Annotated in this window: 2 protein-coding genes; both read right to left on the bottom strand. The window is 73.5% G+C overall.

The features are described 5' to 3' along the window. Window positions 1–42: 42 nt before the first annotated feature. Window positions 43–4,602, bottom strand: coding sequence for a non-ribosomal peptide synthetase (locus tag IE316_RS34915; protein WP_190208595.1), 4,560 nt, complete (start codon window positions 4,600–4,602; stop codon window positions 43–45). Further along, on the bottom strand, window positions 4,599–19,471 hold a 14,873-nt coding region (locus IE316_RS34920), incomplete at its 5' end, for a non-ribosomal peptide synthetase (RefSeq protein WP_434094273.1). The genes IE316_RS34915 and IE316_RS34920, both read right to left, overlap by 4 nt.

The raw sequence follows: 19,471 nt of genomic DNA on the forward strand, positions 1-19,471 counted from the left end.
ACTGGGTCGGCCGGTCAGTGATGTGCTCAGCCGGTCAGGTGGTCAGTCCGCGGTCTCGAACGTCTCCGCGATCGCGGCGAACTCGTCCAGTTCGTCCTGGCTGATCTCGGCGAGCGGGAAGTCCGAGGGGGTGTGGCCGCCGCTGCCGGGGGCGGCCATGTGCGCCGCGAGGCCGTTCAGCATGGCGGTCCATTCGACGACGAGGTCTTCCAGGGCAGGGGTGTCGAGCAGGCCCGTGGGGCTGACCGCGGTCACGGTCAGGTGCGGGCCGTCGGGCAGGTCGTGGACGACGGCGGTGGCGTCGAGGGTGTGGGTGACGGCCGTGTCGGCGGCCGCGCCGCCGTCCAGGAGCTGTCCGTCGGGCCGCCACTGACCGGGGCCGGCCGGTTCGCCGCCGGGGCCGGACGCGGGGAACCGGCCCAGGTAGGTGAAGCGGACCTGCGGCCTCGGCAGTGCGGCCAGCACGGGGGCGGTGGCCGGGTTGAGGTGCCGCAGCAGGGCGTGGCCGAGGCCGTCGGCGGGGACGGCGCGCAACTGCTCCTTGACGCGTTTCATCAGCACGTCCACGGCCGGTCCGCCGGACCGTACGCCGGCGAGGTCGATGGCGCCGGTGTCGAGGCGTACCGGGTAGGCGCTGGTGAACCAGCCGGTGGTGCGGGTCAGGTCCATGCCGGGGCGCAGTGGTTCGCGGCCGTGGCCCTCGATCTCCACCAGGAGCGAGCCGGTGGCGGCGCCACGGGCGCGTCGCCGGCTGCCCACCGCCGCGGCCAGGGCGGCCAGCAGGACGTCGTCGGCGCCGGTGTGGAAGGCGGTGGCCAGGCCGTCCAGCAGGGCGGTGGTCGTGTCGGGGGGCAGGGTCACCGACATGGCGTGCATGCCGGCCGCCAGGGAGTCCCGGGCCGGGTCCGGGCGGCGGGAGCCCAGCAGCGGGTCGGGGCCGGCGAGGATGTCGCGCCAGGCCGGGAGTTCGGCCACGCGGGCCTGGCTGGTGGCCTGGGTGGCCAGTTCCCGGGCCCAGGCCCGGAAGGAGGTGCCGACGGGGGCGAGCCGGGCGTGCGGTGCCGTGTAGGCGGTGACGAGGTCGGAGAGCAGGATCCGCCATGAGACGCCGTCCACGGCCAGGTGGTGGGCGACGAGCACCAGCCGGCCGGGGGTCGCGGGTCCGGCGTCGAGCCATACCGCGCGCAGCAGCACGCCTGCCCGGGGGTCGAGTTCCCCGGCGGCGCGGTCGGCCTCCCGTGTGATCAGGTCGTCCCATGTCCCGGGGCCGGTGGCGGCGACGCGGTGGACGCGGATCGTGGTGCCGGGCGGTGGTATCTCCAGGCTCCAGGTGCCGTCGGCGGTGCGGCGCAGGCGGGCTCGCAGGGAGTCGTGGTGGTCGAGGACGGTCTGGACGGCCCTCTCCAGCCGGTCGTGGTCGAGTCCGGGCGGCACGGTCATGACCGTGGACTGGGAGAACCGGCCCGCGAGGTCGGTGCGTTCGGCCATGTCCAGCATGGCGGGGGTCAGCGGGACGGTGCCGAGCGGGTCGTCGTCCGGTTCCGGCGGGCCGTCCTGGGCGGTGAGTTCGGCGACGCTCGCCAGGCCGGCGGGGGTGCGGTGCTCGAACAGTTGCCGCGCCGAGATCCGCACGCCCGCGCGCCGGGCCCGGGCGACCACCAGCATGGAGGTGATCGAGTCGCCGCCGAGGGCGAAGAACGAGTCCTCGGGGCCCACCGCGTCCAGGTGGAGGACGTCGGCGAACAGGGCGCACAGCAGTTCCTCGGCCGGGGTGGCCGGGGCGCGGCCGGTGAGCGGGGCGGCCAAGTCGGGGGCGGGCAGCGCCGCCCGGTCCACCTTGCCGTTGGCGGTGACCGGGATCGCCTCCACCGGCACGATCGCCGCGGGGACCATGGCGTCCGGCAGCCGCTCCGCCGCGAACGCGCGCAGTGCCGCCGCGTCCACGACGGCGCCCGGGGCGGGCACGACGTAGCCGACGAGGTGCTTGGTGCCGGGTGTGTCCTCGCGGGCGACGACGGTCGCGCGGGCGACGTCCCGGTGGGCGGCGAGCACCGCCTCGACCTCGGCCGGTTCGATGCGGAAGCCGCGGATCTTCACCTGCTCGTCGGCGCGGCCGGCGAACATCAGCAGTCCGCCCGTGCCCCAGCGGGCGAGGTCGCCGGTGCGGTACATGCGCCCGTCGACCGGGTCGAAGGGGCAGGCGACGAAGCGTTCCGCGGTCAGTCCCGGGCGTCCGGCGTAGCCGCGTGCCAGGCCGGTGCCGGCGATGTACAGCTCGCCGACGACGCCGGGCGGCACGGGGCGCAGGAAGCGGTCCAGGACGTACGCGGACGTGTTGTCCATCGGGCGGCCGAGCGGCACCGCCGCCGGGACCCCCTCGCTGGCGGTGAAGGCGACCTGGGTGGTGAACGCGGTGGTCTCGGTCGGGCCGTAGGTGGTCCGGACGACCAGGCCGGGGTGGGTCTCCAGGAGGGTGCGCACGGCGGTGGCCGACACCACGTCGCCGCCGGTGGACACCTCCCGTACGCCGGTGAACAGGTGCGGCGCCCCCTCGGCGAACGCGCCGAACAGGCCGGCGGTGGCGTGGACGTTGGTGACGCGGTGTTCGGCGATCAGCCGGGCGCGTTCGGCCACGTCCACCTGGCCGGGCGGGGTGACGACGAGGCGGCCGCCGCGCAGCAGCGGTGTCCACAGTTCGTAGGTGGAGGCGTCGAAGGCGTGGTTGGCCTGGAACAGGACGCACTCGGTCACGTCCTCGGTCCAGGCGCCGTCCAGGCAGAACGCCACCACGTTGCCGTGGGTGGCGGCCACGCCCTTCGGGACGCCGGTCGAACCGGAGGTGTACATCACGTACGCGAGGTTCGCGGGGGAGATCCGGACGCCGGGGTTCTGCTGGACCGGGGCGAACCGGTCCTCGTCGGTGACGACGACCGACACCCCGGCCTCGGCGAGCACGGACCGGCGGCGCCCGTCGGGGTGGGCGGGGTCCACCGGCACGTAGGCCGCTCCGGTCTTGAGCACGCCCAGCAGCACCGGCACCAGTTCGGCCGAGCGCTGCCGCACCACGCCGACCAGGTCCTCCGGGCCGACGCCCCGGCCGATCAGCTCGTACGCCACCCCGTTGGCGTACGCGTTCAGCTCCGCGTACGTCCACGCCCGGTCCGGTCCGATCACCGCGACGGCGTCCGGGGTCCGGGCGGCCTGCGCCTCGAACCGGTCCACGAGGGTGCCGCCGGGTACGGCACGGCGGGTGTCGTTCCACCCGTACAGGACCGTCCGCCGTTCCTCGGGGGACAGGGTGTCGAGGTCCGTGATCCGGGTGTGCGGGGCGGCGGCGAGCTGTTCCAGGATGCGCGCCAGGCGGCCCAGCAGCGCCCAGGCGGTCTGTTCGTCGAAGACGTCGGAGCCGTAGTCCAGCCGGAGTTCGAGCGCGTCCTCCACGGGGGTGACGACCAGGGTGAGCGGGTAGTGGGAGGCGTCCTCGCCGCCGCCGCCCGCGACGTCGAGGCCGGCCAGGCGCAGGGGTCCCTCGGAGTCGCGTGGGTAGTTCTGGTAGACGAGGAGGGTGTCGAAGACCGCTCCCGGTCCGGCGGCGCGCTGGATGTCGGCGAGGCCGATGTGGTGGTGGTCCAGCAGGGCGGACTGGGCGTCCTGCAGTCGTCTCAGTGTCGTGGCCAGGGTGTCCTCGGGTGCCGTGGTGACGCGTACGGGGACCGTGTTGATGAACAGCCCGACCATCCGTTCCACGCCCGGCAGGTCCATGGGCCGGCCGGAGACGATCGCGCCGAACGCCACGTCGCCGCGCCCCGTCAGTTGCCCGATCAGCAGTCCCCAGGCGGCCTGGGCCGCGGTGTTCAGCGTGACACCGAGGTCAGCGGTCACCCGGCGCAGCCGTGCCGCGGGCTCGCCGTGCAGACGGGTGGCGACACGTGTGGGCAGCCGGGGTTCGCGGTCCGGTGCCGCGGGCCCGACCAGCGTGGGTTCGTCCAGGCCCGCCAGGGCCTGCCGCCAGGCCGCGCGGGCGGCGTCCCGGTCCCGGCCGCCGAGCCACACCACGTAGTCGCGGTACGAGGTGACGGGCGGCAGTACGCCCGCGTCCCCGCCGGCCGCGTACACCTGGGAGAGTTCGTCGAACAGCACCGGCAGCGACCACCCGTCCATGACGAGGTGGTGCATGGTGATCACCATCTGGGCGCGTCCGGCGCCGAGCCGCACCAGCAGCAGCCGCAGCAGGGGCGGCGTCTCCAGGTCGAACCGGCGGGAGCGTTCGCCGCGGGCCATCCGGCCGGCTTCCTCCTCGGCCTCGGCCAGGGGCAGCGCGGACAAGTCGGCCTGTTTCCAGGGCAGTTCGACGCCCCGTGCGATGACCTGGACCGGGTCGCCGGAGCCGCGGCGCTGGAACCCGGCGCGCAGGCTGGCGTGCCGGTCCAGCAGGGCCTGCCAGGAGACCCGCAGCACCCCGGGGTCCAGGGCGCCGGTCAGGTGGACCACGCCCTGGACGACGTACACGTCACCGGCGTCCTCGTCGTATCCGGCGTGGAACAGCAAGCCTTCCTGCAGTGGCGACAGCGGCCACACGTCCTCGATCCGCACCTCGGTCACCGTGTTCCCCCTCCATCGGCGAGCTTGATCTGGAACTCCTCGATCTCGTTCTGGTCGAGCGTCACCAACGGGAAGTCGGACGGCGTGTGGCCCGTGTCCGCGTCGGCGCGGTGCGCGGCCAGGCCGGTGAGCGTGTCCGCCCAGAGCGCGGCCAGTTCCCGCAGGTCGGCCTCGCCCAGCAGCCCGGCCGGGGACGCCAGCGTCAGTGTCAGTTCGGGTCCGTCGGGGCGGTCGAGCACCACGCCGCCCGCCTCCAGCGCGTGCGTCGCGGCCATCGCCGGGTCGGCGGCGCCGCCCACGGCCGAGTCGCCGACCGGCGCCCAGTGCTGGGTGCCGTCCCCGGCCGTGAACCGGCCCAGGTAGTTGAACCCGACCTGCGGCTCGGGCAGGTCCCGCAGGGCCGGCGCGGTCTCCGGGTCGAGGTGGCGCAGCAGGCCGTGGCCGAGGCCGTCGCCCGGTACGGCCCGCATCTGCTCCTTGACCCGCTTGACGAGGTCGCCCGCCGCCGGTCCGCCCGCCCGTACCTCGGCCAGGTCGGCGGTGCCCGCGTCGAGCCGCACCGGGTGCGAGCTGGTGAACCAGCCGACCGTGCGGCTCAGGTCCATCCCCGCGGTCAGCGGCACCCGGCCGTGGCCCTCCAGGTCGACCAGGACACCGGTGGCGTCCTGGCCGCGGCGGCGGCGCCAGGCGGCGAGCGCGGCGGTGAGCCCGGCCAGCAGCACATCGTCGACGCCCGCGTGGAACGCGGCCGGGACCCGGGTCAGCAGCTCCTCCGTGGTGTCCGCCGGGATGCGGCGCTCGGTCTCGTGCACGCCCGCGGCGACCGTGTCCCGCGCCGGGTCCAGCGGGCGTCCGCCCAGCGGCGGCTCGGCGAGCGACCGGATGCGGACCCACTCGGGCAGTTCACCGGCCCGGCGGGTGGCCTCGGTGGCGAGTGCGCGGGCCCACCGCCGGAACGAGGTCCCGGCGGGCTGCAGTGCGGGCTCCAGTCCGTCCGCCGCGGCGGCGCAGGCGGCGGCCAGGTCGGGCAGCAGCACGCGCCAGGAGACGCCGTCCACCGCCAGGTGGTGGACGGCCAGCAGCAGCCGTCCCGCGCGGTGCGGTCCGGCGTCGAACCACACCACCCGCACCAGCGCCGACCGGGCGTCCAGGTCCGCCATGGCCTCGTCCGACCGCTCGGCGATCACCTCGGCCAGCCGATCGCCGTCCAGGTGCGCGGCATCGACACGGCGGACGCAGTCCCCGGCCGCGACCGTGCCGCGCTCGGGCACCAGCAGATACGGCGGCTCGTCGGCCGGGACGGTCAGCCGGGCCCGCAGGACGTCGTGGTGGTCCAGCAGCGCCTGGACGCCCGCCGTGAGCGCGTCGAGCCGCAGCCCGGCCGGGACCGACACCAGCATCGACTGGCAGAACCCGCCGGACAGCGCGGCCGGCCCGGACCGTTCGTACAGCTCCCGCATGACGGGGGTCAACGGAACCGGACCGGTCGGCACGTCGGGCTCCGCGTCGGCGGCGGCCGCGTCCCCGTCCGGGCTCCGGTCGGCGGCGACCCGGGCGAGGGCCGCGGCGGTGCGGTGCTCGAAGATCTGCCGGGGGGTGAGCACCAGACCCTTCCGGCGGGCCCGCGCCACCACCAGCATCGAGGTGATCGAGTCACCGCCCAGCGCGAAGAACGAGTCGTCCGCCCCGACCCGCTCCAGGCCCAGCACCTCGCTGAACAGCCCGCACAGCAGCTCCTCGCGGGGACCGGCCGGGGCGCGGCCGGTGGCCAGCCCGGCGAAGTCCGGGGCGGGCAGCGCCGCCCGGTCCAGCTTGCCGTGCGCGGTCAGCGGTATCGCGTCCAGGGACACCAGGGCGGCCGGAGTCATGTGGTCGGGCAGCCGGTCGGCGACATACGCGCGCAGCCCGGCGGTGTCGACGCCGCCGGGACCGGCCGGGACGACATAGCCGACCAGCCGCTTGGTCCCGGAGTCGGTGCGGGCGATCACCGCCGCCCGCGCGACGTCCGGGTGCCCGGTCAGCACCGTCTCGATCTCCCCGGGCTCGACCCGGAACCCGCGGATCTTCACCTGCTCGTCGGCGCGGCCCGCGAACACCAGGTCGCCGCCGGTGCTCCAGCGCGCCAGGTCCCCGGTGCGGTACATGCGGCCCCCGGTGAACGGGCAGGCCACGAACCGCTCGGCGGTCAGGCCGGGCCGGCGCACATACCCGCGCGTCACGCCCGCACCCGTCACGTACACCTCGCCGATCACCCCGGGCGGCACCGGGCGCAGGAACTCGTCCAGGACGTACACCCGTACGTTCGCGATCGGGCCGCCCAGCGGCACCACGTCGGGCACCTCACCGGGCGGGCTGGTCCAGCAGGTGACGTCCACGGTGACCTCGGTCGGCCCGTACTCGTTGTGGAAGGCCCGGCCGGGAGCCCACCGCCGCAGCAGGTCGGGGGTGCACTCCTCGCCCGCCGTGACGATGCAGCGGACCCGGCGCAGCGCCGGGCTGTCCGCCTCCTGCGCCAGCGAGTCCAGCACCGACGGGGTGAACGTCGCGGCGGTCACCTCCAGCAGCGCCAGCTCCTCGGCCAGATCGACGTCCCGGCGGGCCACGCACAGCGTCGCGCCGCAGGTGAGCGTCGGGAAGATGTCCGCCACCGAGGTGTCGAACGACACCGAGGCGAACTGCAGCACCCGCTCCCCCGGCCCCCAGCCGTACGCTGCCGAACGCCAGGTGACGTAGTTCACCGCGCCCGCGTGCGGCACCGCCACGCCCTTGGGTACGCCGGTCGACCCGGAGGTGTAGATGACGTACGCCGGGTGCGCGGGACGCAGCGGCCTGACCCGGTCCGCGTCGGTGGGACCGGTACGCGGGCGTGCCGCCAGCGCGGCCCGCGTCGCCGGGTCGTCCCACACGACGCGCTCGATGCCCGCTTCCCGTACGGCGTCGCCGGTCGCGCTGGTGCACACCACCAGCGCCGGACGGGCGTCGGTGAGGGTGAACGCGATCCGCTCGGCCGGGTAGCCGGGGTCCACCGGGACGTAGGCGGCGCCCGCCTTCAGCACGCCCAGCAGCACCGCGTACAGCTCGGTCCCGCGTTCCATGACGACACCGACCAGGTCCTCGGGGCCGACGCCCCGGGCGATCAGCTCGTGCGCGACTTGGGCGGCCAGCCCGTCCAACTCGGCGTACGTCAGCGCGGACCCGACGTCGGTCACGGCGGTCGCGCCGGGCGTGCGGGCGGCTTGCGCCTCGAAGAGGGTCGTCAGGGTCGCCTCGGGGGCGGGGGCGGGGGCGGGGGTGGGTGCGGGGGCGGGCGCGGGGGTGGGTGCGGGGGTGGTGATGTCGGTGTCGGCGGCGGTGGCGGTGGCGGTAGCGGTGGTGGTGGCGTTCCAGTCGTGGAGGACCTGCCGCCGTTCCGTCGCGGTCAGCGGTGTCAGGGCCGCCACCGGGGTGTCGGGCCGGGCCGCGATCTGCCGCAGCAGTTCGGCGAACCGCGCCGCCACCGCCTGGACGGTCGGGGCGTCGAAGGCGTCCGCCCGGTACTCCAGCCGGACCTCGACCCGCTCCCCGGGCGTCACCACCAAGGTGAGCGGGTAGTGCGCGGCGTCCTCCCCCTCGACCGCGCCGACGGACAGCCCGACCGGCCCCGGCGCGGACGACGGGAAGTTCTGGTAGACGACGAGGGTGTCGAACGTGGCCCCCGGCCCGGCCAGCCGCTGGATCTCGGCCGGCCCGATGTGCTGGTGGGCCAGCATCGCCGACTGGCGGGACTGGAGATCGGCCAGCAGGCCGGCGATCGGCCGAGCGGGGTCCAGGGTGACCCGTACGGGCACCGTGTTGATGAACAGGCCCACCATGCTCTCCACGCCCGGCAGTTCCGCCGGCCGGCCGGCCACCGTCGAGCCGAACACCACGTCGGTACGGCCGGTGAGCACACCGAGGAGCACCGCCCAAGCGCCCTGGACGACGGTGTTCATCGTCACGCCCCGGTCGCGGGCCATCCGCTCCAGCGCCCGCGCGGTGCCGGTGTCCAGGTGGGTGACGAGGTGCCGGGGCAGCGTCTCCACCGCCCCCGGCTCGACCGGCCCGGCGAGGGTCGGCTCGTCCAGCCCGGCCAGCTCCTGCCGCCAGGCATGCCGGGCGGCCACGCGGTCCCGGCGGTCCAGCCACGCCAGGTAGTCGCGGTAGGGGGCGGCGGGCGGCAGGCCGGACGGGTCGCCGTTGGCGGCGTACAGGTGCCACAGCTCGCCGAAGAGCGTCGGCAGTGACCAGCCGTCCAGCACGATGTGGTGCATCGTCACGACCAGGCGGTGGCGGTCCTCGGCCGTCCGGATCAGCACCAGGCGCAGGAGGGGCGGTCGTGAGAGATCGAATCCACGGGCGCGCTCGGTGGCGGCGATGCGCTCAGCGTTCCCTTGGTCGTCACCGGCGGTGAGGTCCACCTGCCGCCAGGCGGGCGTGAGGCCGGAGCTGATCACCTGGACCGGCCGGTCCTGCCCGGCCGGGGTGACGAACGCGGCGCCCAGGTTGGTGTGCCGCGCCAGCAGAGCCTGCCATGACGCGCGGAGCCTGGCTGCGTCCAGTGGGCCGGTGAGTTCCAGCGAACGCTGCCAGACGTAGGCGTCGTTGCCGCCACCGTCGCCTTCGCCGTCGCCTTCGCCTTCGTCTGTGCGGTCGCCCGCGTATCCGGCGTGGAACAGCAGCCCTTCCTGCAGCGGGGCGAGCGGCCAGATGTCCGTCAGGGCGGGGTGCGCGGCCTGGAGTCCGTCGACCTGTTCCTGGGTGAGGGTCACCAGGGGGAAGTCGGACGGGGTGTGCCCGCCCGCGGCCGGGTCGGCGGCGTGCCCGGCCAGCCCGCCGAGCATCGCGACCCAGCGTCCGGCCAGGTCCCGCAGCACCGCCTCGTCCAGCAGCCCGGCCGGTGCGGTGAGCGACAGGGTCAGCTCGGGACCCTCCGGCCGGTCGAGCACGACGCCGCCCGCCTCCAGCGCGTGGGCCAGCGCCATGTCCGGGTCCGAGGAGCCGCCCAGTGCCGACTCCCCGGCGGGCTGCCAGGCGCCGTCCGCCGCCGCGCCGAAACGACCGAGGTAGTTGAACCCGACCTGCGGTACGGGCAGTTGCGCCAGGGCGTCGGCGGTGTCGGGGGCGAGCCGGCGCAGCATGCCGTGGCCGAGGCCGTCCCCGGGCGTCGCACGGAGCTGCTCCTTGACGCGCTTGAGCAGCACGCCCGCGTCCGCGGCCCCGGCCCTCACCCGGCCGGGTTCCGCACCCGAGGTGTCCAGCCGGACCGGACGGGAGCCGGTGAACCAGCCGACCGTCCGGGACAGGTCCATGTCCGGCGTCAACGGCTCCCGCCCGTGCGCCTCGACATCCACCAGCATCCCGGCCGCCGTGTCGCGCCCGCGCCCGCGCTGCCACTCCGTGAGCGCGGCGGCCAGGCCGGCCAGCAGCACCTCGTCGACTCCCATGTGGAACGCGGCGGGTATGCGGCGCAGCAGGGCATCGGTCACGTCGCTCGGCGGGGTCAGCGACAACCGGTGCGTCCCCGCGCGGACCGTGTCCACCGCCGGGTCGAGCGGCCGGTCGCCCACCAGCGGATCCGGGCCCGAGAGAATCCGGGTCCACTCGGGCAGCTCCGCGGCACGCGCCGGTCCGGCCGCCAGTGCCCGCAGCTCGGTGGCCCAGCGCCGGAACGAGGTGCCGACCGGCTCCAGGGCGCCGGGGTCGTCGTAGGCCGTCGCCAGGTCGGGCAGCAGCACCCGCCACGACACCCCGTCCACCACCAGGTGATGCACCACCAGCAGCAGCGTCCCGGGCCGGCCGGGACCGGCGTCGAACCACGTCACCCGCAGCATCTGCCCGGTGTACGGATCGGGGTACTGGGCTGCCTCCTGCTCGATGAGGTCGCCCAGGTCACCGAGGTCGCCGTCCCGGTCGGACACGTCCACCCGCCGGACCGGCACGGATGTCGGTCCGGGAGGCGGGACGTCCAGATGCCAGGTCCCGTTCTCTGTGGGATTCCCCGGGGGGCAGAGGCGGGCGCGCAGCATGTCGTGGTGGTCCACGACGGCCCGTACCGCCCTCACCAGGCGCTCCTCGTCCAGGCCCGCGGGAACGGTCACCACCATCGACTGGGTGAACGCCCCGCCGAGCGCCGCCGGACCCGACCGCTCCAGCACCTCACGCATCACCGGCGTCAACGGCACCACACCGGTGCCCACATCGCCGACGGCACGCGCGCCTCCCAGCTCCGCAACGCGGGCGAGGGCGGCGGGGGTGCGGTGCTCGAACACCTGCCGCGCCGAGATCACCACACCCGCGCGACGGGCCCGGGACACGACCAGCATCGACATGATCGAGTCGCCGCCGAGCGTGAAGAAGGAGTCGTCTGCCCCGACCTGTTCCAGGCCGAGGACTTCGGCGAACAGGCCGCAGAGGAGTTCTTCGGTGGGGGTGGCGGGGGCGCGGCCGGTGGTGCGGCCTGCCAAGTCCGGGGCGGGGAGGGCGGCTCGGTCCAGCTTGCCGTTCCTGGTGAGGGGGATGGCTTCGAGCGTCACGAAGGCGGCCGGGACCATGTAGTCGGGGAGCTTGTCGGCGACGTACCGGCGAAGCTCCGTCTCGTCCGTCTCGCCGACGACGTAGGCGACCAGGCGCTTCACGCCCGGCTGGTCCTCGCGGGCGATCACCGCCGCCTGATCCACGCTCTCGTGGGCGGTCAGTACGGTTTCGACCTCGGCCGGTTCGATGCGGAAGCCGCGGATCTTGACCTGCTCGTCGGCGCGACCGGAGAACTCCAGCACGCCGTCCTTGTTCCAGCGGGCCAGGTCCCCGGTGCGGTACATCCGGCTGCCGGACTCGTCGAACGGGCAGGCCACGAACCGCTCCGCCGTCAGCCCGGCACGGCCCGCATACCCTCGCGCCACTCCCTTGCCCGCGAGGTACAGCTCACCGGTCACGCCGGGTGCCACTGGACGCAGGGTGTCGTCCAGGACGTAGGTACGGGTGTTGTCCATCGGACGACCGATCGGCACCGTTGCGGGAACCTCATCCCCCGCAGTGAACGGCAAGTGCGTGGTAAACGCTGTGTTCTCCGTCGGCCCGTACGTGGTACGCACCACCAGGTCCGAGTGGGACGCGAGAAGGGCCCGTATCGCCGACGCGGACACCACGTCACCACCCGTGGACACCTCCCGCACCCCGGCGAAGATCTCCGGCGACTGCTCCGCCAGCACCCGGAACAACCCCGCCGTCGCGTGCACGTTCGTCACACCATGCTCGGCGATCAGCGCACCCCGCTCGGCCGCGCCGATGTCACCCGCCGGCGCCACCACGAGCCGGCCCCCACGCAGCAGCGGCACCCAGATCTCGTACGTCGACGCGTCGAAGGCATGGTTCGCCTGGAACAGCACGCACTCGACCACATCATCGGCCCAGGCACCGTCCAGGCAGAACGCCACCACATTGCGGTGCGTGACCGCCACACCCTTCGGCACCCCGGTCGACCCGGAGGTGTACATCACGTACGCCAGCGCCTCCGGCGGCACCGCAACGCCGGGGTTGTCTTCCACCGGCTCGAACACATCGGCATCGGTGAGGACCACCGACACCCCCGCCTCCGACACGATCGACGCCAACCGCTCCTGCGGATGCCGGGCGTCCAACGGCACGTACGCCGCGCCCGCCTTGAGTACACCCAGCAGCGTCGGCACTAGCTCCGCCGACCGCTCCAACCGCACCCCGACCAGCGACTCCGGGACGACGCTCCGCTCGATGAGCCCATACGCCACACCGTTCGCCCGCGCGTTCAGCTCCGCATACGTCCATGACACACCCCGCGCGACCACGGCCACGGCATCCGGCGTCCGCGCGGCCTGCGCCTCGAACAGGGCGATCAGGGACTGTTCCGGCACCGCACGAGCAGTGGCATTCCACTCCTCCAGCACCCGGTGCCGTTCGTCAGCGGACAGCATCTCGATCGCGCCGACCCGCACCACCGGGTCCGCAGCCACCTGCTCCAAGACCCGCACCACTCGTCCCAGCAGTCCCCGCGCGGACGCCTCGTCGAGCAGGCTGGGACGGTAGTCCAGCCGGAGTTCGCGGGTTTCCGGGATCATGCCGAGAATCAGTGGGTAGTGGGCCGCGTCCTCACCACGTATCTCGGTGATGTGCAGGCCGTCGTCGGTGGTGGGCGGCTGGTCGGTCTCGGGGAGGTTCTCGTAGACGAGGATGGAGTCGAATACCGCGCCCGGTCCGGCGAGGCGCTGGATCTCGGCGAGGCCGAGGTGCTGGTGGGGCAGCAGTGCCGACTGCCGGGCCTGTAGGTCCGCCAGCAGTTCCAGGATCGGCGACGAGGGGTTCGACGTCACCCGCACCGGGACGGTGTTGATGAACAGGCCCAGCATGCGCTCCACGCCGGGCAGCTCGGCCGGGCGGATGGCCGTCGTCGCGCCGAACACGACGTCGCGGTGGCCCGCGAGCATGCCGACGAGGAGCCCCCATACGCCTTGCATGACGGTGTTCAGCGTCAGACCGTGCAGGCGTGCCACGTCCCGCAGACGGGACGCCAGGTTCTCATCGAGCCAGGTGGTCACATGGGCGGGAGCATCATCGGCGTCGGCGGTCGCCAGTTGGGTCGGTTCGGTCAGCCCTTCCAGCGCCTCCGCCCAGGCCGTCCGTGCCGCGTGCCGGTCCTGGCGGTCCAGCCAGGCCAGGTAGTCACGGTAGGGGGCGACCGGTGGCAGGCCGGACGCGTCCCCGCCCGCCGCGTACACCTGCGACAGCTCCTGGAAGAGGATCGGCAGGGACCAGCCGTCCAGCACGATGTGGTGCATCGTCAGCACCATCAGGTGCCGGGTCTCGGACAGTTTGAGCAGCAGGACCCGCAGGAGCGGTGCCCGTGTCACGTCGAGTGGACGGGCGTGGTCCGCCGCGGCCAGGCGGCGTGCCTCCGTATCGGCCTGGTCCCCCAGGTGTGACAGGTCCGTCTGCTGCCAGGGCATCGTGACGTTTCGCGCCGTGACCTGGACCGGGCGCTCGCCCCCGAGGTCACGGAAGCCGGAACGCAGGCCCGGGTGGCGGTCCAGCAGTGCCTGCCAGGAGGCGCGCAGCAGCTCCGCGTCCACGTGGCCGGCCAGTTCGAGGGAGCGCTGCTCCACGTACACGTCGCGCGCCTGCTCGTCGTAGCCCGCGTGGAACAGCAACCCCTCCTGCAGTGGCGACAGCGGCCACACCTCGTCCACGTCCGGGGTGTCGGCGTCGAGTTCGTCGACCTGCTCCTGGGTCAGGGTGACCAAGGGGAAGTCGGACGGGGTGTGTCCGCCGGCGTCCGGGGTGGTCGCGTGTGTGGCGAGGCCGCCGAGCACCGCCGCCCAGTTCGCGGCGAGCATGTCGAGCGTGCGGCGGGTGATGCGGTCGGCGGGGCCGCTCAGCAGCAGGGTCAGCTCCGGGCCGTCCGGCAGGTCCCGGACGAGCCCTTCGGCGTCGAGCAGGTGCGAGGCGGTGCCGTCGACGTGCCCCACCGGCCTCAGTCCAGCGGCCGTCGGCAGCCAGGAGCCCTCCGCCGCGGCGAAGCGGCCCAGGTAGTTGAACCTGATCCCAGGGGTCGGCAGGGCGGCCAGCTCCCACGCGGTGGCGGCGTTGAGGTAACGCAGCATGCCGTACCCCAGGCCGTCCCCGGGAGTCGAACGCACCTGCTCCTTGACGCGCTTGAGCAGCGTGCCCGCAGCCACGGCACCGGCCCGTACGCCCATCGGATCGATGCCGGGCAGATCGAGCCGGACCGGGTGTGTGCTGGTGAACCAGCCCACCGTCCGGGACAGGTCCATGTCCGGCGTCAAGGGTTCCCGGCCGTGTCCCTCGATGTCCACCAGCGTGCCGCCCGCGGCCTCCGGCCGGTGCTCGGCCACGGCCGCGAACAGCCCGGCCAGCAGCACCTCGTCCACGCCGACGTGAAACGCGGCGGGGATGTGCCGCAGCAGCGCCGCCGTGACCCCACTCGGCACCGTCAGGGACACCTCGTGCGTCCCGGTGCCGTCGGCCTCCGGCTCGGCCAGCTCCACGTCGGGGCCGGACAACAGGGCCGTCCAGTAAGGCAGTTCGTCGACTCGGGACCGGTCGGCCGCCTGTGTCTGCAACTCGGTGGCCCAGCGCCGGAACGAGGTACCGGCCGGCTCCAAGGCGCCGGGGTCGTCGTAGGCCGTCGCCAGGTCGGGCAGCAGCACCCGCCACGACACCCCGTCCACCACCAGGTGATGCGCCACCAGCAGCAGCGTCCCGGGCCGGCCGGGACCGGCGTCGAACCACGTCACCCGCAGCATGACCCCGGCGCGCGGCGCGAGCCTCTCCGCTTCCCGTTCCGCCAGTTCGTCCAGGTCCTGCGGTGCCGTCGCCGCGTCCACACGGCGGACACATGCCTGGGCGATCTCCGCCTCCGCCGCACCCGCGCGCGGCACGACGAGCCGCCACGGCTCCGCGCCCGTCGGCGCCTCCAGTCGGCTGCGCAGCACAGGGTGGTGGCCGAGGACGGCTCGCACCGCCGCCACCAACCGCTCCTCGTCCAGGCCGGCGGGGACGGTCACCCACATCGCCTGGCCGAAAGCGCTCGACAGCGCCATGGACCCCGAACGCTCGGCCAGTTCCCGCATGACGGGCGTGAGGGGGATCGTCCCGACGGCGTTGTCCGCGTCCTGGTCGGTCCGGCGGACCGGAACGGAGACCCGGGCGAGGGCGGCGGGGGTGCGGTGCTCGAACACCTGCCGTGCCGAGATCACCACACCCGCGCGACGGGCCCGGGACACGACCAGCATCGACATGATCGAGTCGCCGCCGAGCGTGAAGAAGGAGTCGTCTGCCCCGACCTGTTCCACGCCGAGGACCTCGGCGAACAGGCCACAGAGGAGCTCCTCGGTGGGGGTGGCGGGGGCACGGCCGGTGGTGCGGCCCGCCAGGTCGGGGGCGGGGAGGGCGGACCGGTCGAGCTTGCCGTTTCTGGTGAGGGGGATGGCTTCGAGCGTCACGAACGCGGCCGGGACCATGTAGTCGGGGAGCTTGTCGGCGACGTAGCGGCGAAGCTCCGTCTCGTCCGCCTCGCCGACGACGTAGGCGACCAGGCGCTTCACGCCCGGCTGGTCCTCGCGGGCGATCACCGCTGCCTGGCGCACGTTCTCGTGGGCGGTCAGTACGGCCTCGATCTCGGCCGGTTCGATGCGGAAGCCCCGGATCTTGACCTGTTCGTCGGCGCGACCGGAGAACTCCAGCACGCCGTCCTTGCTCCAGCGAGCCAGGTCCCCGGTGCGGTACATCCGACCGGAATCCTCGAACGGGCAAGCCACGAACCGCTCCGCGCTCAGCCCCGGACGGCCCGCATACCCACGCGCCACACCCTCGCCCGCGACATACAACTCACCTGCCACACCCGGCGCCACCGGACGCAGGAACTCATCCAGCACGTAGGTACGCGTGTTGTCCATCGGGCGACCGATCGGCACCGCCACGGGTACCTCATCGCCCGCCGTGAACGGAGCCTGCGTGACGAACGCGGTCGTCTCAGTGGGCCCGTAGGTGGTACGCACCACCAGGTCCGGGTGGGCCGCGAGCAGGGCCCGGGTCGCCGACGCGGACACCACGTCACCGCCCGTGGACACCTCCCGCACCCCGGCGAAGATCTCCGGCGACTGCTCGGCCAGCACCCGGAACAACCCCGCCGTCGCGTGCACGTTCGTGACACCATGCTCGGCGATCAGCGCACCACGCTCGACTGCGTCGATGTCGCCCGCCGGCGCCACCACCAACCGGCCGCCCCGCAGCAGCGGCACCCACAACTCGTACGTCGAGGCATCGAAGGCATGGTTCGCCTGGAACAGCACGCACTCGACCACATCATCGGCCCAGGCACCGTCCAGGCAGAACGCCACCACATTGCGGTGCGTGACCGCCACACCCTTCGGCACCCCGGTCGACCCGGAGGTATACATCACGTACGCCAAAGCCTCCGACGGCACCCTGACACCCGGGTTGCCATCCACCGGCTCGAACACATCAGCATCGGTGACGACCACCGACACCCCCGCCTCAGCCGCGATCGCCTCCCGCCGCACCTCCGGCAGAGCGGGATCCAACGGCACATACGCCGCCCCCGCCTTCAACACCCCCAGCAACACCGGCACCAGCTCCACCGACCGCTCCAACCGCACCCCCACCAACGACTCCGGACCGACACCCCGCTCAATGAGCCCGTACGCCACACCATTCGCCCGCGCATTCACCTCCGCATACGTCCACGACACCCCCCGCCCCACCACCGCCACCGCACCCGGCGTCCGAGCGGCCTGCGCCTCGAACAACCCCACCAACGACTCACCCGGCACCACCCGCCGAGTGTCGTTCCACTCCCGCACCACCAGCCGCCGTTCCGCGTCCGAGACCACCTCGACGCCCCCGACCCGCACCCCCGGATCCACCGCCACCTGCTCCAACACCCGAACGAAACGATCCGCCAGCCCCCTGGCCGTCGCCTCGTCGAACAGGTCGGTGGAATACTCCAGCTCCCCGGCGAGCCCGGCCGGTGTGCCCGCCTCGTCGCGGCGTTCGGCAAGCGTGACGGACAGGTCGAACTTCGCGGGGAGCGGCAGGGAGGGCATCTGCTCGACCTCCAGGCCGGGCAGATCCCAATTGGCGGCGGGAGCGTTCTCCAGGTTCAGCATGACCTGGAAGAGGGGATGGCGGGAGAGCGAACGGGCCGGGTTCAGGTCCTCCACCAGCCGCTCGAACGGCACGTCCTGGTGCGCGTACGCGGCCAGGTCCGTCTCCCGCACCCGCTCCAGCAGCTCCACGAACGACGGATCACCACTGACATCCGTACGCAGCACCAGCGTGTTCAGGAAGAAGCCGACAAGGTCGTCCAACTCGGCGTCGCCCCGCCCCGCCACCGGCGTACCCAGGGGAATGTCGGTGCCCGCGCCCACCTTCGACAGCAGCACCGCCAGCGCGGCCTGCGCCACCATGAACATCGTCACGCCGTGCCGCCGCGCCACCTCCGACAGGCGTACGTGCACGTCGGCGTCCACCTCGACCGGTACGAGACCGCCGCGGAAGGACGGCACCGCGGAGCGCGGGCGATCGGTCGGCAGGGGCAGTTCCTCCGGCAGGCCGGCCAGGGTGTCGCGCCAGTGGCGGAGCTGGGTCGCCATGGCGTTGTCGGGGTCGTCCGGGTCGCCGAGTGCGTCGCGCTGCCAGAGCGTGTAGTCGGCGTACTGGACGGGCAGCGGCGTCCACTCCGGCGCGCTGCCCGCCCGCCGCGCGGTATAGGCGGCGCGCAGATCCCTGGCGAGCACGTCCATGGACCAGCCGTCGACCGCGATGTGGTGCGCGACGATCACCAGCACCGACTCCACCGGCGACAACGTCAACAGCCGGACCCGCCACGGAAGCTCCCGGCGCAGGTCGAAGGCGGCGGCCACTTCTGCGGCCAACGCGTCATCCAGGTCACTGGCGTCGACCGCGCCGACCGCCAGCTCCGGACGACCGGCCGCACCCCGCAGCAAATGCTGGCGCGGCAAGCCATCGGCACCGACACCCGCACCCGCATCCGCGTCCGCCCCCGCACCGGCGTCCGCATCCAGATCCGCACCGGCCTCAGGAAACACCGTACGCAAAGCCTCATGCCGATCGGCGACATCCCCCACCGCCGCCTGCAGCGCGGCGACATCCACCTCGCCCGACAGCCGCAGCGCCACCGGAACGACGTAGGCGGCGCCCTCCCCCGTCTCCTCCAGCCGGTTCAGGAACCACATCCGCTGCTGCGCGTACGACAGCGGCATCGGGTCGATCCGCTCCCGTGCCGTGAGCGCGGGCCGTCCGGCTCCGCCTCCGTCGCCTTCGACGATCCGGGCCGCGCCCGCCACCGTGGGAGAGGCGAACAGCTCCCGGATGCCGACCTCGACGCCCAGGACGGACCGGACACGGGCGATCAGCCGCATCGCCAGCAGCGAGTCCCCGCCCAGGTCGAAGAACGAGTCCTCCACCCCGACCCGCTCCCCGCCCAGAACCTCCGCGAACAACCCGCACAGCAGCTCCTCAGCCGGAGTCGCCGGGGCCCGGCCGCCCACCTGCCCGGCGAAGTCCGGAGCCGGCAGAGCAGCACGGTCCAGCTTGCCGTTCTCGGTCACGGGGAACGCGTCGAGCACCACCACCGCGGCCGGAACCATATGCCCCGGCAACCGCCCCGCCACGAACGACCGCAACTCCCCCGGGTCCGGGTCCACGCCCACGCCGTCCTCCGGAACGACGTACCCGACCAGCCGTTTGACGCCCGGCTGATCCTCCCGGGCGATCACCACGGCCTGCCGGACCCCCTCGTGCGCGCTGAGCACGGCCTCGATCTCGCCCGGCTCGACCCGGAAGCCCCGGATCTTGATCTGCGCGTCCGCACGCCCGGCGAACACCAACTCACCCTCAGCGGTCCACCGCACCAGATCTCCAGTCCGGTACATCCGCTCACCAGGCCCACCACGCTCTCCGAACGGGCACGCCACGAACCGCTCCGCCGTCAGCCCCGCACGACCCGCATACCCACGCGCCAGACCACGACCCGCCACATACAACTCACCCACCACACCCGGCACCACCGGACGCAAAAACTCATCCAGCACAAACACCCGCGTGTTCCACACCGGCCGCCCAACCGGCACCACCCCACCAGAAGACAACGGCCCCGACATCGCCGCACACACCGTCACCTCCGTCGGCCCATACGCATTCACCATCCGCCGACCCACAGCGAACCGCTCCACCAACTCCGGCCCACACACCTCCCCCGCCACCACCAACGTCTCCAACGAACCCGGCAACCCCTCCTCACCAGCCAGCAAAGACGGCG

It is taken from the genome of Streptomyces fumanus, assembly GCF_014655295.1.
GTDB lineage: Bacteria > Actinomycetota > Actinomycetes > Streptomycetales > Streptomycetaceae > Streptomyces > Streptomyces fumanus.